This window comes from Streptomyces yatensis, from assembly GCF_018069625.1.
GTDB classification, from domain to species: Bacteria; Actinomycetota; Actinomycetes; order Streptomycetales; family Streptomycetaceae; genus Streptomyces; species Streptomyces yatensis.
On the sequence record NZ_CP072941.1, the window covers coordinates 2,165,163 to 2,180,529 of the forward strand.

General features: G+C 70.3%; 13 protein-coding genes and 2 pseudogenes. 11 read left to right on the top strand and 4 right to left on the bottom strand.

The features are described from left to right. Positions 1–315: 315 nt before the first annotated feature. The 4 genes from J8403_RS08430 to adh all read left to right on the top strand — a co-directional run bounded on the left by J8403_RS08430 (position 316) and on the right by adh (position 5,284). Positions 316–1,581, top strand: coding sequence for a glycoside hydrolase family 18 protein (locus J8403_RS08430; RefSeq protein WP_211122621.1), 1,266 nt, complete (start codon positions 316–318; stop codon positions 1,579–1,581). Positions 1,582–1,937: 356 nt separating this feature from the next. Further along, positions 1,938–2,072 carry a hypothetical protein gene (locus tag J8403_RS44330; RefSeq protein WP_014056342.1) on the top strand — a complete coding sequence of 45 codons (135 nt, stop codon included), beginning with the start codon at positions 1,938–1,940 and terminating at the stop codon, positions 2,070–2,072. Positions 2,073–2,216: 144 nt separating this feature from the next. Beyond that, on the top strand, positions 2,217–3,569 hold the full coding sequence (locus tag J8403_RS08435; RefSeq protein WP_211122622.1) for a GAF domain-containing protein: 1,353 nt from the start codon (positions 2,217–2,219) through the stop codon (positions 3,567–3,569). Positions 3,570–3,760: 191 nt separating this feature from the next. Continuing rightward, the gene (gene adh / locus J8403_RS08440; protein ID WP_211122623.1) at positions 3,761–5,284 is read left to right on the top strand and encodes an aldehyde dehydrogenase; all 1,524 of its coding nucleotides are present in this window, start codon (positions 3,761–3,763) and stop codon (positions 5,282–5,284) included. Positions 5,285–5,564: 280 nt separating this feature from the next. On the opposite strand, the gene J8403_RS08445 is transcribed toward adh, so the two are convergent. Beyond that, on the bottom strand, positions 5,565–6,773 hold the full coding sequence (locus tag J8403_RS08445) for an IS701 family transposase (RefSeq protein ID WP_211122624.1): 1,209 nt from the start codon (positions 6,771–6,773) through the stop codon (positions 5,565–5,567). Positions 6,774–6,828: 55 nt separating this feature from the next. Continuing rightward, complete coding sequence (locus J8403_RS08450) at positions 6,829–7,512, bottom strand: TetR/AcrR family transcriptional regulator (RefSeq protein ID WP_211122625.1); 684 nt, start codon at positions 7,510–7,512, stop codon at positions 6,829–6,831. 84 nt (positions 7,513–7,596) lie between these two features. Between J8403_RS08450 and J8403_RS08455 the strand changes: the two genes are divergently transcribed. Beyond that, on the top strand, positions 7,597–8,334 hold the full coding sequence (locus J8403_RS08455; protein WP_211122626.1) for an SDR family NAD(P)-dependent oxidoreductase: 738 nt from the start codon (positions 7,597–7,599) through the stop codon (positions 8,332–8,334). 110 nt (positions 8,335–8,444) lie between these two features. Further along, positions 8,445–8,540, top strand: a pseudogene (locus tag J8403_RS08460) (mycothiol transferase); the annotation flags it as partial. Here J8403_RS08460 and J8403_RS08465 read toward each other — a convergent pair. Continuing rightward, positions 8,537–8,767, bottom strand: a pseudogene (locus tag J8403_RS08465) (IS5/IS1182 family transposase); the annotation flags it as partial. The pseudogenes J8403_RS08460 and J8403_RS08465 sit on opposite strands and share 4 nt — an antisense overlap. 507 nt (positions 8,768–9,274) lie before the next feature. Between J8403_RS08465 and J8403_RS08470 the strand changes: the two are divergent. Both J8403_RS08470 and J8403_RS08475 read left to right on the top strand, forming a co-directional pair. Then, on the top strand, positions 9,275–10,279 hold the full coding sequence (locus J8403_RS08470; RefSeq protein ID WP_425519886.1) for an acyl-CoA desaturase: 1,005 nt from the start codon (positions 9,275–9,277) through the stop codon (positions 10,277–10,279). Positions 10,280–10,711: 432 nt separating this feature from the next. Beyond that, positions 10,712–11,962, top strand: coding sequence for a metallophosphoesterase (locus J8403_RS08475; protein WP_211122627.1), 1,251 nt, complete (start codon positions 10,712–10,714; stop codon positions 11,960–11,962). A gap of 148 nt (positions 11,963–12,110) precedes the next feature. Here the strand turns inward: J8403_RS08475 and J8403_RS08480 are convergent, their stop codons facing one another. Continuing rightward, entirely contained in the window at positions 12,111–13,049 is a 939-nt protein-coding gene (locus J8403_RS08480) for an endo-beta-N-acetylglucosaminidase H (protein WP_211122628.1), read from the bottom strand. Positions 13,050–13,305: 256 nt separating this feature from the next. Here J8403_RS08480 and J8403_RS08485 point away from each other — a divergent pair, with 256 nt between their 5' ends. The 3 genes from J8403_RS08485 (at position 13,306) to J8403_RS08495 (ending at position 15,189) form a co-directional block, all read left to right on the top strand. After that, positions 13,306–14,142: an alpha/beta fold hydrolase gene (locus tag J8403_RS08485; protein ID WP_211122629.1), complete on the top strand. Its 837-nt coding sequence runs from the start codon at positions 13,306–13,308 to the stop codon at positions 14,140–14,142. 22 nt (positions 14,143–14,164) lie between these two features. Beyond that, positions 14,165–14,698, top strand: coding sequence for a TetR/AcrR family transcriptional regulator (locus J8403_RS08490; protein WP_211128144.1), 534 nt, complete (start codon positions 14,165–14,167; stop codon positions 14,696–14,698). Between the two features lie 101 nt (positions 14,699–14,799). Continuing rightward, on the top strand, positions 14,800–15,189 hold the full coding sequence (locus J8403_RS08495) for a hypothetical protein (RefSeq protein WP_211122630.1): 390 nt from the start codon (positions 14,800–14,802) through the stop codon (positions 15,187–15,189). Positions 15,190–15,367 lie beyond the last annotated feature (178 nt).

Below are 15,367 nucleotides of genomic sequence, written 5' to 3' on the forward strand. Positions count from 1 at the left end.
GGTGCTGCCGCCGGCCGGCCCGCCCGTTCGGATCGCGAGGGGTGTGACCAGTACCGCGGCGGTTGGAGTATGCCCGATCCCGGGCCTTCCGCCACCGGTTGCCCGATCTTCGATCAACTTCGCACACGTACGCCCACCACCTTCTTACGCGCATTCCCACCAACGGCGCACGCGCGGAGCAAATTGGCCCAGACCATTGACCCCACTGGTCTAGTCCTTCTACCTTTTCCCCACCCTGTCCTGCGCGTTCATGTCAAGCTATGGGCAGGTCGTCGGGCAGTTCACTCTCCCCTCACCCCCCACCGAGGAGATTCCATGCTCAGACCAGGCAGACTGTCGGCCGCGCTCGCGGCGCTCTGTACGGCGGTCCTGACCGCCACCCTGCTCGCGGGCTCGGCCACGGCCGGGGAACCCCAAAGCGCCGGCACAGCCAAGGCCGCACCGAAGGCCGCCGAAGCCCCCGCCACGAAGGCCGCCGGTAACAAGGTCGTCGGCTACTTCACCGAATGGGGCATCTACCAGCGCAACTACCACGTCAAGAACGTCGAGACCTCGGGCTCGGCCGCCAAGCTCACCCATATCAACTACGCCTTCGGCAATGTCACCGGCGGCAAGTGCGCCATCGGCGACGCCTACGCCGACTACGACAAGGCGTACGACGCGGCGAGCAGCGTCGACGGCCAGGCCGACACCTGGGACGCGGGCGCCCTGCGCGGCAACTTCAACCAGCTGCGCAAGCTGAAGAAGCTCCACCCGGGCCTCAAGGTGCTGTGGTCCTTCGGCGGCTGGACCTGGTCCGGCGGGTTCACCGAGGCCGCCAAGAACCCCGCGGCCTTCGCGCAGTCCTGCTACGACCTGGTCGAGGACCCGCGCTGGGCGGATGTCTTCGACGGCATCGACATCGACTGGGAGTACCCCAACGCCTGCGGGCTGAGCTGTGACACCAGCGGTAGGGACGCCTTCAAGAACCTGATGGCCGCGATGCGCGCCAAGTTCGGTTCGTCCAATCTGGTGACCGCGGCGATCACCGCCGACGCCTCCTCCGGCGGCAAGATCGAGGCCACCGACTACGCGGGCGCCGCCCAGTACGTCGACTGGTACAACCCGATGACGTACGACTTCTTCGGCGCGTGGGCCGCACAGGGCCCCACCGCCCCGCATTCGCCGCTCAACTCCTACAACGGCATACCGCAACAGGGCTTCGACACCAATGCCGCCATCAGCAAGCTCAAGGGCGCCGGCATCCCGGCCTCGAAGCTGCTGCTGGGCATCGGCTTCTACGGACGCGGCTGGAGCGGCGTCACCCAGGACGCCCCCGGCGGCACGGCGACCGGCGCCGCGCCCGGCACCTACGAGGCGGGCATCGAGGACTACAAGGTCCTCAAGAACTCCTGCCCGGCGACCGGCACGGTCGCGGGGACGGCCTACGCGCACTGCGGCAACCAGTGGTGGAGCTACGACACCCCCGCCACCATCGCCGGCAAGATGAACTACAAGCAGCAGCAGGGCCTGGGCGGCACCTTCTTCTGGGAGCTCAGTGGCGACACGACGAACGGTGAGCTGATCAAGTCCATCAGCTGACCCTCGTACGAGCCTCGTACGGACCTCGTACGAAACCCCGCACGATCTCGTACGAACCCCCCTGATGGCGCGGGCGGGGAGCCTTCACCGGCTCCCCGCCCGCGTTGTCGTGTGCGGGGGCCCGACGTGCGCGGCAGGCTCGACCGGTTCTCAAGCGTTCAAGCGGCGCGCGAGGGGGCGCGGGAAGCGTAGGGGGAGATCCCGGCAATGCCGCACACCCGGTGTGAACGCGCTCCTTCCGGTGCCCGTACCTGAACGCGGCTTGTTCTGACTGTTGCGGGGCATCCGCCCCACAAGGAAATCTGAGCGCACGGGTGGCCCGCACCGCCTCGTGCGCATGAACCAAAGGAACGATCATGAGCTCCGAGCAGTGCCCGAGCTGTGGTGGCCAACTCGCCGTGAACCAGGACGGGTGGAAGATCTGCCACTCCTGCGGCTATGCCTCCCCGCCCGGGGTCGTGCCCGCCCCCTCTCTGCCCGCCCGAAGCTGACGTCCGACTCCCCCACCCCGTCCGCCCCTTAGTACCGTCTCCTCGTATCCCCGAACCACCGAATCCCCGAAACCCCGAAAACCCGAAACCCTGGAACCCTGGACCTCCGAACATTCCGCCCCCCGTACCGCTGAGCGAGGCACCATGGTCAATCCCTGGCTGGCGATGGCGTCCGGCACCGACCCCGCCGAGCGCAGCCGTACCGTGCGCCGCGCCCATGAGGCGTTTCTGACCGAGGGGGCACTCAGCTCGGCCGTGCGGCCGGTGGTGGCGGAGTCCTGGCGGCGCTCGGCCGACGCCCGGGTCGCCCAGGAGCGCAACGCGCCGATCGACCTGGCGGACGACGCGCTGGACACCTACCGCGCGGACCATCCGCTGGCCCGGGTGATGCCGCTGTTCCGCGAGCTGCTGGGCACCATCGCCCACGACGGCGCCCATCTGCTCGCGGTCTGCGACGAACAGGGCCGGCTGCTGTGGGTGGAGGGGCACGCGGGCGTACGGAACCAGGCCGAGCGGATGAACTTCGTGGCCGGGGCCCGCTGGGACGAGAGCCATGCGGGCACCAACGCGCCCGGGACGGCGCTCACCGTCGACCACGCGGTGCAGATCTTCGCCACCGAGCACTTCAACCGCAGTGTGCAGCCGTGGACCTGCGCAGCCGCCCCCGTCCACGATCCGCACACCGGACGGCTGCTGGGCGCGGTGGACATCACCGGCGGGGACCATCTGGCCGCCCCGCACAGCCTGGCCCTGGTCCAGGCGACCGCCCGCGCCGCCGAGGCCCAGCTGGGCGCCGGGGAGCCGCGGGCGCGCGGGCCGCGGATCTCCCTGACCGCGCTGGGACGGGACGAGGCACTGCTGGTCGTCGACGGACGGCGGCTGCGGCTCGGGCGGCGGCACAGCGAGATCATGGTGCTGCTGGCCGGCCATCCGGAGGGGCTGTCCGGCGACCGGCTGACGCTGGAGCTCTACGGGCCCCGGGCCGACGATCGCTCCCCGGTGACGCTGCGGGCCGAGCTGTCGCGGCTGCGCCGCCTGGTGGGCCCGCTGCTGGGCTCGCGCCCGTACCGGCTCTGCGCACCCGTGAGCACCGATCTGGCCGACGCCGCCGAGGCGTTGGCCTCCGGCGACGCGCATACGGCGCTGCGGGCGTACACCGGGCCGCTGCTGCCGCTGTCGGAGGCGCCGGGGGTGTGCCGGATGCGGCGGGTGCTGGAGGACGGGCTGCGGCGCACCGTGCTGTCCCACGGCGATCCGGAGCTGCTGCGGCGCTGGGCGCAGACGCCGTGGGGCGAGGACGATCTGGAGGTCGCGGAGGCGCTGCTGACCGCGCTTCCGGCCCATGCGCCGGGCCGGGCGGTCCCGGCGGCGCGGGTACGGCGGCTGCGGGAGCTGTACGGGCTGGCGGGCGTCGCCCCGCACGGGGGCGGCGCCGACCAGGGAAGCGACGCCCACCACGGGGCCGGTGTCCACCACGGAGGCGCCCCCCGACGCTGAGGAAGCCCCCGGCGTTCAGACGGCGCCGAGCGGCAAGGGAGCGGCCACCGGGACGCAACGTCCCCGCAACGTGGGCGCGGTTAGCCTCCCCGTCGGCTCCGCCCGTGTCGGCGCGGGCGGGGCCGGGACGCATACGAACGACGCGTCCGACAACGGGACACCATCACGCGTACACCACGGGAGGCCGCCCCATGACGCGGTTCGCAAACCCCGGCTCCGAGGGCTCGGTCGTCAGCTACCAGCCGCGCTATGACCACTGGATCGGCGGCGAGTACGTCCCGCCGGCCCGGGGCCGCTATTTCGAGAACCCGACCCCCGTGAACGGGCAGCCGTTCACCGAGATCGCCCGGGGCACCGCAGAGGACGTCGAGCGGGCCCTGGACGCCGCCCACGCGGCCGCGCCCGCCTGGGGCCGTACGGCACCCGCCGAGCGCGCCTCGGTGCTGCTGAAGATCGCCGACCGGATGGAACAGAATCTGGAGGCGCTCGCGGTCGCGGAGAGCTGGGAGAACGGCAAGCCGGTGCGGGAGACGCTGGCCGCCGATATCCCGCTGGCCATCGACCACTTCCGCTATTTCGCGGGGGTGATCCGGGCCCAGGAGGGCAGCCTCTCCGAGCTCGACCACGACACGGTCGCGTACCACTTCCATGAGCCGCTGGGCGTGGTCGCCCAGATCATCCCGTGGAACTTCCCCATCCTGATGGCCACCTGGAAGCTGGCCCCGGCGCTGGCCGCGGGCAACGCGGTGGTACTGAAGCCCGCCGAGCAGACGCCCGCCTCGATCCATCTGTGGATGAGCCTGGTGGCCGATCTGCTGCCCCCGGGGGTGGTCAACATCGTCAACGGCTTCGGTGTGGAGGCCGGAAAGCCGCTGGCGTCCAACTCCCGGGTGGCCAAGGTCGCCTTCACCGGGGAGACCACCACCGGCCGGCTGATCATGCAGTACGCGAGCGAGAACCTGATCCCGGTCACCCTGGAGCTCGGTGGCAAGAGCCCGAACATCTTCTTCGACGACGTCTCGGCCGCCGACGACGACTTCCTGGACAAGGCGCTGGAAGGGTTCACCATGTTCGCCCTGAACCAGGGCGAGGTGTGCACCTGTCCCTCGCGGGCCCTGGTCCAAGGCGGCCACTACCAGGCGTTCATGGACGCGGCCGTGGCCCGTACGGAGAAGGTGGCGCAGGGCCATCCGCTGGACACCGACACCATGATCGGCGCCCAGGCGTCCAACGACCAGCTCGAGAAGATCCTGTCGTATCTGGACATCGGCCGTCAGGAGGGCGCCCGCGTCCTCACCGGCGGCAGCCGCGCCGAACTCGGCGGCGAGCTGGAGGGCGGCTACTACGTCCAGCCCACGATCTTCGAGGGCGGCAACCACATGCGGGTCTTCCAGGAGGAGATCTTCGGGCCGGTGGTCGCGGTGGCGCGGTTCACCGACTTCGAGGACGCCATCGGCATCGCCAACGACACGCTCTACGGGCTGGGCGCGGGCGTGTGGACCCGCGACGGCACGACCGCGTACCGCGCCGGGCGCGCCATCCAGGCGGGCCGGGTGTGGACCAACTGCTACCACGCCTACCCGGCACACGCCGCCTTCGGCGGCTACAAGCAGTCCGGGATCGGCCGCGAGACCCACAAGATGATGCTGGATCACTACCAGCAGACGAAGAACCTGCTGGTGTCGTATTCGCCGAAGAAGCTCGGCTTCTTCTGAGCACCACAAAAGGGCGCCTGACCAGGGCAGATGCCCGTCAGGCGCCCTGTCGGTGCACGATTTGGGCCGCGAGTCGAAACACGACCTTAGTCCCGATTCCTCCCACGGGTACCCCAGCTCTGACCAGCTGTTCCGGGGCGTTTCCGGGCCAAGACCCTGCCAGTAGTGCTTTGTTAGGTGGTGTCGTAGGGCTGCCCTGGGGTGGGTTGTCGGCAGGTGGGGCAGGTGCCGGTCCAGGTGGCGAGGAGGTGTTGGAGTAGGTCCAGGGCCTGGTAGAGGGTCAGGCCCCGGCAGGGGCTTTTGGGCAGGTCCGTTGTTCGGTCAGGAACAGGTGGGCCGCGGTGACGAGGGTGACGTGCCGGTGCCAGCCGGTGAAGGATCGGCCTTCCAAGTGGTCCAGGCCCAGGGCGGTCTTCAGCTCGCGGTAGTCGTGTTCGATCCGCCAGCGTGACTTCGCCAGCCGGACCGGATCCCGGGCGGGTATGTCGGTGGGCAGGTTCGAGATCCAGTACTTGACCGGCTCCGTCTCGCCTTCGGGCCACTGGGCGATCAGCCAGACCAGGGGGATCGTGCCGTCATCGGCAGGGCGGGGGCGCCGGCCGGCGAGGCGGACCCGCAGAACCACGAAGTGCGAGCTCATCGCGGCTTTGGAGCCCTTGCGCCAGGTCAGGGCCTGGCCGTGGTGGCGTCCGGCAGCCAGCACGTGTTCACGTAAGGAGACCGGGGAGGTACGGTAGCGCGGCAGCGGCTTGGGCCCGAGCCCTGTGTAGACAGGCTGGTGCGGTTCGGCGTTCTGGCCGCGGGCGGTCATCTCGGCCTTGGCCTGGAGCACGTAGGCAAGGCCGCGGTCTTCCAGTCCGCGGCGGAAGTCTGCGTTCGCGCCGTAGCCGGTGTCGGCGACCAGCACCGCGGGCCTCAGCCCCTGGTTGTCCAGTTCGTCGAGCATGTCCAAAGCGAGCTCCCATTTGGGCCGATGGTGGACGGTATCGGGGATGCGGCAGCGTTCTCTGCGGTCGACCGCGTCGGGCTCGTCCCAGGAAGCGGGCAGGAACAGCCGCCAGGACAGCGGACACGAAGCCGTGTCGGACGTGGCGTGGACACTGACCCCGATCTGGCAGTTGCCGACCTTGCCCAGAGTCCCTGAATACTGGCGGGCCACCCCTGGAGAGGAGGCACCGTCCTTGGGGAAGCCGGTGTCCTCCACCACCCACACCTGCGGACGGACCACCCGCACAGCCCTCCATGCCAGACGGGCCCGGACGTCCCCGACGGGCCAGGTCGAGGACGTCATGAACTGCTGCAGCTGCTGGTGATCGATGCCCAGACGCTCCGCCATCGGCTGCATCGACTTACGCCGGCCGTCCAGCAGCAGTCCCCGCAGATAGAAGGCACCCTTCTCACGCTGATCCCGCCGCACCAGCGGCGCGAACACCTCGGAAGCGAATTCCTCCAGCCGAACCCGACACGCGGCAAGCTCCCCAGCCCTCATACAACCAGCGAACTACCACACACCCAGGGCGACAAGACCACCTGACAAAGCACTACTAGGCACTGTCCGGCGGATCATGTGGCCGTGATGGCACCAAGTTAGTTCTCGCGGGCCGGACTGCGCCCGGTTGCGAGGCGTTTCTGCCCCCGGGCATGGGCAGGACTGCCAGTGCGGTGTCTGCAATGTTCCGCAGCGTCTCCGGGTCCAGGCCGGCCTTGCCTACCGCCTCGATACCGCGGACCACCGTCAGCAGCAGTGCCGCCAACCGCTCCGGATCCGCAGCGCCATCGATGTCGCCGTGGCGCTGGGCGGCGCTGATCTCCGTTCGCAGCAGGGTCAGTAGTGCCGTCATGGTCTCGGCCGACCGTCCAGCGACCGTCGGATCGCGCTGGGCCAGTTCCGCCGCGCCCTTGGCCAACAGGCACCCGCGGCGCTCGGTGTCGGAGGCGGTGTTCTCCGCCATTAGGTGCACGTATCCCGACAGCCGGGCCAAGGCCTCTGCGTCCGGGCCACCTGCCAGCCGCCCTTCGGCCACCTCGACGACTGCGGTGCACCAGTCGCCAAACACGCGGTGGAACAGCTTGCCCTTGTCGCCGAATGCGCCGTACAGGCTGCCCTTGCCCAGGCCGGTCGCCTGGGCGATGTCGTCCATCCGGGTCCCTGCATAGCCGGTCGCCCAGAACTGTTCCCGGGCCCGCTCCAGGACGTGGCGTTCGTCGAATGCGCGTGGTCTCGGCATGGTTTCAGCCTAACCATTCTTGACTCGATCGTCCATTACTGCCTACGTTATGGACGATCCATTCCAGAACTGAAGGGGTTCGCCATGCCAGGCGTACTGCAGGAGAAGGTGGCCGTGATCACCGGAGGGACCAGCGGGATCGGGTTGGCCATCGCCCACCGCTTCGTCCGGGAGGGCGCACGGGTCTTCGTGACCGGCCGGGACATCGACCGCCTCGAAGCGGCAGTCAAGGAGATGGGCCCTGCGGCCACCGGCGTACGATCCGACGTCTCGGTTCTGGCCGACCTGGACGCGCTTTACGCGCGCGTCCGTGAGGAGGCCGGACGCATCGACGTACTGGTGGCCAACGCGGGAATCGCTGCGGACGCCGCGCTCGGCACACACACCGAGGCAAACGTCGACCTGACGCTCGCCGTCAACGTCAAGGGCACCCTGTTCACCGTTCAGAAGGCGCTTCCGCTGCTGGCGGGGAACGCCTCCATCGTGGTCGTCGGCTCGAGCAACAGCGTGCGGCCCAATGAGCAGCTCGAGGTCTACAGCGCCTCGAAGGCGGCGGTGAGCAACCTCGTGCACAACTGGGCCCGGCAGTCACGGGAGCGCCGATTCCGGGTCAACGTGCTCAGCCCGGGCCCCACGCGCACCCCTGGCCTGCTGGGCGCCGCGGGGCCGGCCGCCGATCAGTTCGCCGAGGCCACCGTGCCACTGGGGCGGCTGGCTGACGCCGAGGAAATCGCCGAGGCCGCCCTCTTCCTGGCTTCAGACGCCTCGTCGTTCGTCACCGGCGCCGAACTCTTCGCCGACGGCGGCTACACCCGGGCCTGAACGACGGCCGGTGGTGCGCATCCGGTTCCCGCGAAGCGATGGGGCGCACTCCCGGCCGCGCGTGTGCGTCGTACGAGGCCAGTACGCCCGAAGCAACGAGATCGTGGCCGCGGATGCTCATCCATCTCGCCGAGGAGACCGGACGGCACGCGGGGCATGCGGACATCGTGAGGGAGCTGCTTGACGGGGCGAAGGGGGACTACTAGGTCTCTCCGGTGGGTCGCGACCGGAGCCAAAGTCGGATCGAGGCAACGGTGACGGTGCCGTGGAAGACGTAGGCGCGTTTGTCGAACCTCGTCGCCACAGCCCGGAAGCTCTTGAGGGCATTGATCGTCCGCTCCACCTCGTTCCTGGGTTTGTAGATCGTCCTGTCGAAGCCAGGGGGCCGACCGCCCCTGCTGCCTTTGTGCTGTCGGTTGGCCCGCTGGTTCTCCTCATCGGGGCGGTGCTGCAGGGGCGTGTGCCTTTTCCCGGAAGCCGCGGGGGTGGTTCCCGGGCTGGCGTCGCGAGATGCCGACCTCCCCGGTCGGCCCCGCGTCAGCGGGGGCGTCATCCCTTCGGAGCAGCAGGCCAGGCTGACGCGTTCCTGGCAGTGACCGCGTCCGAGCGATCGTCCAGACGGCGGGCGGCGGCGCCTGGAGTACTCCTGACGAACCCTTCGACGATGGCGCGCTCTCCGAGGAAGCTGGGCTTCTTCTAGGCACCGAAGGAGGGCGCCTGACCGGGGCAGCTGCCCGTCAGGCGCCCTGTCTGTCCCCGCCAAAGGAAATTCGGTCCCTCGACGTTCACACCCTGGACATCGGCGACGACCTGCGCGGATGCCGTCCGGTGGGAACGTATGCCGTGGGCCGGCGAGGGTGCTCGAAAGCGCGCAGAGTCGCGCATGAGCTCGGCCGGTCGGCTCCACATCCGAAATGGCTCGAGCAACGGCGAGGAATCGATGAACCCGAGCGAGGCTGACCGCGCTGAACAGGCCGTCGCCGTACGCGACGTCGAGACCGCGGCCGAGGTCAAGCCGCTGCTCGACGCCCCGCAGACGGCCGCGGCCGGGGTGGCAATGTGGATCTTCGTCGTCGGCCCGCCGATCTGCCTGATCGCCGCGGCGCCGTTCGTATGGGGATGGGGCCTGTTGTCCGCGCTGGACGTCGGCATGGCGGTGGTCGCCTACCTGGTGTCCGGCTTCGGGCTCACGGTCGGTTATCACCGCCTCTTCACGCATCGCTCGTTCAAGGCACGGCGGGGCCTGCGGATCGCCCTGGCCGTCGCGGGTTCGCTGGGTGTGGAGGGTTCACCGGTCCAGTGGGTGGCGAACCATCGCCGCCATCACGCCTTCGCCGACCGGGAGGATGACCCGCACTCGCCCTGGCGCTACGGGACGGACACCCGCGCGCTACTCAAGGGGCTGGTCCACGCTCACATCGGGTGGATGCTGAAGCGCGAGCTGAGCAACCGTGCCAGGTTCGCGCCCGACATCGCCGCCGATCCCGACCTACGGCTCATCGGCCGGCTCTTCGGACTGCTGACCGCCGTCTCGCTGTTGACTCCGGCACTGATCGGCGGGCTCGTCACCGGCACCTGGACCGGCGCGCTGAGCGGGTTCCTGTGGGCCGGCGTGATCCGGATGGCGCTGCTGCACCACGTCACGTGGTCGGTGAACTCGGTCTGCCACGTCGCGGGAAAACGCCCGTTCATGAGCCGGGACAAGGCCACCAACTTCTGGCCGCTCGCCCTGCTGTCCTTCGGCGAGAGCTGGCACAACTCACATCACGCCGACCCCACGGGTGCGCGCCACGGCGTCCTGCCGGGCCAGCTCGACCCGTCGGCCCGCCTCATCTGGGTGTTCGAGAAGCTGCGCTGGGTCCATGACGTGCGCTGGCCGAGCGAAGACCGTCTCAAAGCCCGACTGCTCCCCGAAGCGGCCGGCCCGTACCCGCCCGCGGTCTGACGACACCAGCGCCCCTTACGACAACTGATCCTGCGTCTGACGCGCGGCACCTCTGGTGTTTCTGCGCACCTCAATTCCACCGGCGTCGAAATAAGGACCTGAGTCACCCGTGCGCGAGGCGGCGCTGGACGCCTGCCATGTCCCAGAACGCCTTCTGCCGTGTGATACTGCCTTCCTCCCGGTTCCCCGCCGACCGGGTCCTCGCTGCGGCCGTCCGGTGCGAAGTTGGCGGCCCAGGCGACGCGACGTACGCCACCCCGAGAGCGCGGCCCTGATCGCGCTGGCCCTGCGGGCCCGCGGTCGCCGGGCCGGGGCTGGGCCCGATCATGTCGTCGGGAGTTCCCAGGGGCCGCGCCCATGACGGCCGGTCCGGCCGCCCCAGGGCCACCGGATACAGTGCGCGAGACGGCAGCCCGGTCAGGGAGGGGAAGCGTGACCGACACCAGCGACACCCGGCCCGCCGAGGGTGAGGCGCAAGCGCCGCGGCAGAGCCGGGGCGAGGCCCCAGCGCCGCGGCAGAGCCGACTGCGCCGCCTGATGCGGTTCATCCCCCTGATCGCCCCCGTTCTGCTGTGGGCCGTGCCCTGCTGGGTGCTCCTGCACAGCGGGCAGCACTGGCCACTGCCCGTCAGGCTGGTCGGCACCGCCCTGTTCGTCTTCGGCCTCGTCGGCATGCCGTTCGCGCTGGCGCGCGGCCACGGCCGGCGGCAGCAGGATTGGGCGGCGGTCATCGGCGCCACTCTGCTGGGCACCAGCTGGATTCTGTTCACGTGGTCCGTGCTGCTCGGCGTCGTCCTGCGGCTCGTCCTGACCGTGGCCGGCGTCGGCGAGGGCCAGGACCGGGCCCGCATCGTCGCCTGGGCCGTCCTCGGCATCACCGCCGTACTGCTCGGCTGGGGGTACGCCGAGGCCCGCCGGGTGCCACGGGTGCGCCGACTCGACGTGCGACTCCCCCGGCTGGGCGCCGGGTTGGACGGCATCCGCGTCGTCCTCATCACCGACACCCACTACGGCCCGCTCGATCGCGCCCGCTGGTCGGCGCGGGTATGCGAGACGGTGAACACGCTGGAAGCCGACCTGGTGTGTCACACCGGCGACATCGCGGACGGCACGGCCGAACGCCGCCGCGCCCAGGCCGCCCCCCTCGGTACCGTGCGGGCCACCCGGGCCCGTGTCTACGTCACCGGCAACCACGAGTACTACAGCGAGGCCCAGGGCTGGGTCGACCTGATGGACGAGCTGGGCTGGGAGCCGCTGCGCAACCGCCATCTGCTGCTCGAACGCGGCGGCGACACCCTCGTGGTCGCCGGCGTGGATGACGTCACCGCCGAGTCCTCCGGCCTGGCGGGCCACCGCGCCCACCTCGCCGGAGCCTTGAACGGTGCCGACCCCGACCTACCCGTCCTGCTCCTGGCACACCAGCCCAAGTTCATCGACCGGGCAGCAGCCGCCGGCATCGACCTCCAGCTCTCCGGCCACACCCACGGCGGCCAGATCTGGCCCTTCCACCACCTCGTCCGCATCGACCAGCCCGCCCTCGCCGGCCTCAGCCACCACGGCCCCCGCACCCTGCTTTACACCAGCCGCGGCACCGGCTTCTGGGGCCCGCCGTTCCGCGTCTTCGCCCCCAGCGAGATCACCCTGCTCGTGCTCCGCTCCCCGCACCTGCCCGCCTCGGAATAGCACTCGACGGGCCGGCGAGACCGCCGCGGAGTCTCCGAGGCGATCTTCGCGCCCCGCCGCGATGTGCGAGGCCCGCCTCCGGCGGATCCGGAGGCGGGCCCGTGCGGGTGGTGGATCGCCGTCCGCGCGCCGGGGCGTCGCGGTCGCCCTACGGCGTGTAGACGGCGTCGCTGCCGTACAGCTCCCTGGTGAACGCGGAGACATCGGCGCCGCGATTGGAGCCGTCGAGGTTGTACGTCAGATAGACGCCGTACCCCTCGCTGACGGTGCGGCGGGCAAGGCTCGCGGCCGTGCTCTGCGAGGTCCGGCCGATCTCGACGGCCGCCGGCGACAGCTTCGACTTGGGCAGCGCCAGGCCGGGAACCTGCCAGGTGCCGTAGTACGGGTTCCAGACGTAGTCGAACTTGGACGAGATGTTGACGCCGCCGTAGGACAGCCGCGACGCGGCCGGGCCGATGTTGTAAAGGCTGATGATCTTGTTCGGCATGTTCGCGCGCAGCGCCGTCACCAGGTGCACGAACGAGCTGTCGTTGGGCTGGCCCGTGCCGTTGTTGCCGTAGTCGGCGTACTCGTCGTCGAAGTCGATGCCGTCGAGGCCGTACTTGGCCACGGTGTCCGACAGCTGCTTCGCGAACGCCGAAGCCGCCTGCTGGGAGGGGAAGTTGGCGAAGCCCGCGCCCTCGTGGTTGCCGAGCACCGAGAGGACGACCTTGATGCCCTTCTGCTGCAACGGCCGTATCTCCGTGGCGGCGTTGTCGAGGACGCGCTGCACGTTCTCGTTGAAGTGCAGATAGGCCGCCTTCGTACCGGTGTCGTAGTTGATGTTCGCCGCGAAGATCACGGCGACGTCGAAGACGTTGCCGCCGCCGCCCGCGAGGGTGTACTTGCCGACGTTCCGCATGCTGTTGTTGTTCACCTCGACGTACGCCACCGAGGTCGGCCCCTGTTTCGCGGCGGCGGGAGCGGGAGCGGGGGCCGCTGCCGCGCTGGTCGTGGCAGTCGCGGCGGTCCCGGCTAAGGCGAGGGCCGCGACCGCTGTGAGCGCGAACGCGGCCGTCCGTATTCTGCTCCGTACCAGACTGAACATCGTTGACCGGTCTCCCCTCGCATGGGTCGGCGCCCGACCTGTTCGGAAGCGCCGAGTGAGCCCCCCAAGTCTTCCGCTCCCGTCACCGAATCCCGGGAATCGCGCGCGCATTCTTCACGACTCCCACGCACCGCCCACCACGAGCACATCCCCGAACGCCGCGCACCCCTGGTCGCGCCGGGGGCTTCGCCATTGACAGGCTCGGCTAAGCACATTAGCTTTTAGCTAACGCATTTAGCCGGAGCTGAGGGGTGTCATGACCGAGTACCTTGCCGTCGACGGCGGCACGATCGCCTATGAGGTGGCGGGCTCCGGCCCGCTGATCGTTCTCGCCCATGGCATGGGCGACAGCCGCGCCGCGTACCGTGCCGTGGTCCCGCCGCTGGTGGCGGCGGGCTATCGGGTCGCCGCGGTCGATCTGCGCGGCTGCGGCGAGTCCAGCGCCGCCTGGCCGGCCTGGAGCCGCACCGCCATCGCCGGCGACCTGCTGGCCGTGATCCGCCACCTGGGCGGCCCGGCCCTGCTCGTGGGCCACTCGATCTCCGGCGGCGCCGCCACCATCGCCGCGGCGCGGGAGCCCTCGCTGGTCAGCGCGGTGGTCGAGTTGGCGCCGTTCACCCGCAAGCAGTCGATCCGCCTCGGCGACCTGCGGGTCAAGCGCTTCCGGCAGGGCATGCTGCGGCTGCTCGGCACGGGCGTGTTCGGCAGTGTGCCGCTCTGGCGCTCGTACCTCGACGTGGCCTCCCCCGGCGTGAAACCCGCCGACTGGGCCGAGCGGCTCGGCCGCATCGACTCCCTGCTGCGCGAGCCGGGCCGGATGAAGGCCATGCAGGGCATGGGCCGCTGCGCCCCGACCGACGCCGGCGCGCAGCTCGGCAATGTGCGCTGCCCGGTCCTGGTCGTGATGGGCACACTCGACCCCGACTGGGCCGATCCGCACGCGGAGGGTTCGGCGATCGTCGATGCCCTGCCGTCCGGCCTCGGTCGCCTTGAGATGATCGAGGGCGCCGGGCACTACCCGCACGACCAGTTCCCCGACCAGGTGGTTTCGCTGATGCTCGCCTTCTTCCGCTCGGACGCCGCTCATGCCTAGGGCCGGTCTGGACCCGGTGGCCGTGGTGGCGGCCGGTGCCGCCCTCGCCGACGAGGTGGGCCTCGCCCATCTGACGATGGGTCTGCTGGCCGAGCGGGTGGGCGTGCGCACCCCCTCCCTGTACAAGCACGTGGGCGGCCAGGAGGACCTCAACCGGCGCATCGCGGCGCTGGCGTTGAGCGAGGCCGCGGACGCCGTCGGCGGCGCCGTCCGGGGGTACGCGGGCCGCGACGCCCTGGCGGCCGCGGCGCGCGCCTTCCGCGGCTTCGTCCTGGAGCACCCCGGCCGGTACGCCGCGACGGTCGGCCTGGAACCCTCCGGCCCGGACGACCCGCTGGCCATCGCCAGTCAGCGGCTGCTCGACGCGTTCACCGCGGTCCTGCGCGGCTACGACATCGCGAAGTCCGACGTGAACCACGCCCTGCGCATGCTCCGCAGCTTCTGCCACGGCTTCGCCACGTTGCAGGCGGCGGGCGGCTTCCAGTGGAGCACCGACATCGACGAGAGCTTCGAGTGGCTGATCGCCTTCACCGACCGGGGCCTGCGCGCCATGTGAGGGCGCCGCCGCACGGGTCGGTCGCCGGGGCGTCCTCGGCGACGACATATGAGTACGGCAGCGGATACCGGCAGGTTGGCCGGTTCCATAGCGTCCCTTGTATGGAGAACACCACAACTGCTGCTGATGGTGCGGCCTCTGACGGCGCGGCCGGGCCGGACCGCCGCGGCGCCCCTCGGCGGCGCACCGCTGCCGGCTGGGCAGGGCTGGTCGTCCTCGCGGTGGTAGTGCTGGTCCTCGGAGTCCTCGTGGGGCTGGTGGGGCCTCTCTTCGCCATCGCCTGCGACTCCTGCCCGGACGGTGTCCGGGGCCCGCAGCGTTTCGGCGATGCCCTGATAGCCACCGCACGGTACGTGGTGCCGCTCGCGACGCTGGGAACCATCGTGGGGATGTTCCATCCCAGAGGTGGTGCCCGAGTGGGCGGTATCGGACTGGCGGCACTGGTCATGCTGCTGTTCCTGATGCTGGCCCTCGGCCTGTCCAACACCTGACACAAACGAGTGGCCCTCCACCCGGCAGCATGCCGACCCTCCGGGGCCCGGGGCCGGGACCGGAGCCGGCGGGCTGGCGCTTCACCTCGCTGCCCGTCCCGTCGCCCTCACCCTCACCCGCCGCGCGACCCGGTGCACACCGGGCCGGCAACGGAAAGGTGTCATCCGCGAGGCCCAT

Coding starts and splice junctions, on each gene's coding strand:
- J8403_RS08430 (WP_211122621.1), top strand. CDS start 316: ATGCTCAGACCAGGCAGACTGTCGGCCGCGCTCGCGGCGCTCTGTACG.
- J8403_RS44330 (WP_014056342.1), top strand. CDS start 1,938: ATGAGCTCCGAGCAGTGCCCGAGCTGTGGTGGCCAACTCGCCGTGAAC.
- J8403_RS08435 (WP_211122622.1), top strand. CDS start 2,217: ATGGTCAATCCCTGGCTGGCGATGGCGTCCGGCACCGACCCCGCCGAG.
- adh (WP_211122623.1), top strand. CDS start 3,761: ATGACGCGGTTCGCAAACCCCGGCTCCGAGGGCTCGGTCGTCAGCTAC.
- J8403_RS08445 (WP_211122624.1), bottom strand. CDS start 6,773: ATGAGGGCTGGGGAGCTTGCCGCGTGTCGGGTTCGGCTGGAGGAATTC.
- J8403_RS08450 (WP_211122625.1), bottom strand. CDS start 7,512: ATGCCGAGACCACGCGCATTCGACGAACGCCACGTCCTGGAGCGGGCC.
- J8403_RS08455 (WP_211122626.1), top strand. CDS start 7,597: ATGCCAGGCGTACTGCAGGAGAAGGTGGCCGTGATCACCGGAGGGACC.
- J8403_RS08470 (WP_425519886.1), top strand. CDS start 9,275: ATGAACCCGAGCGAGGCTGACCGCGCTGAACAGGCCGTCGCCGTACGC.
- J8403_RS08480 (WP_211122628.1), bottom strand. CDS start 13,049: ATGTTCAGTCTGGTACGGAGCAGAATACGGACGGCCGCGTTCGCGCTC.
- J8403_RS08485 (WP_211122629.1), top strand. CDS start 13,306: ATGACCGAGTACCTTGCCGTCGACGGCGGCACGATCGCCTATGAGGTG.
- J8403_RS08495 (WP_211122630.1), top strand. CDS start 14,800: ATGGAGAACACCACAACTGCTGCTGATGGTGCGGCCTCTGACGGCGCG.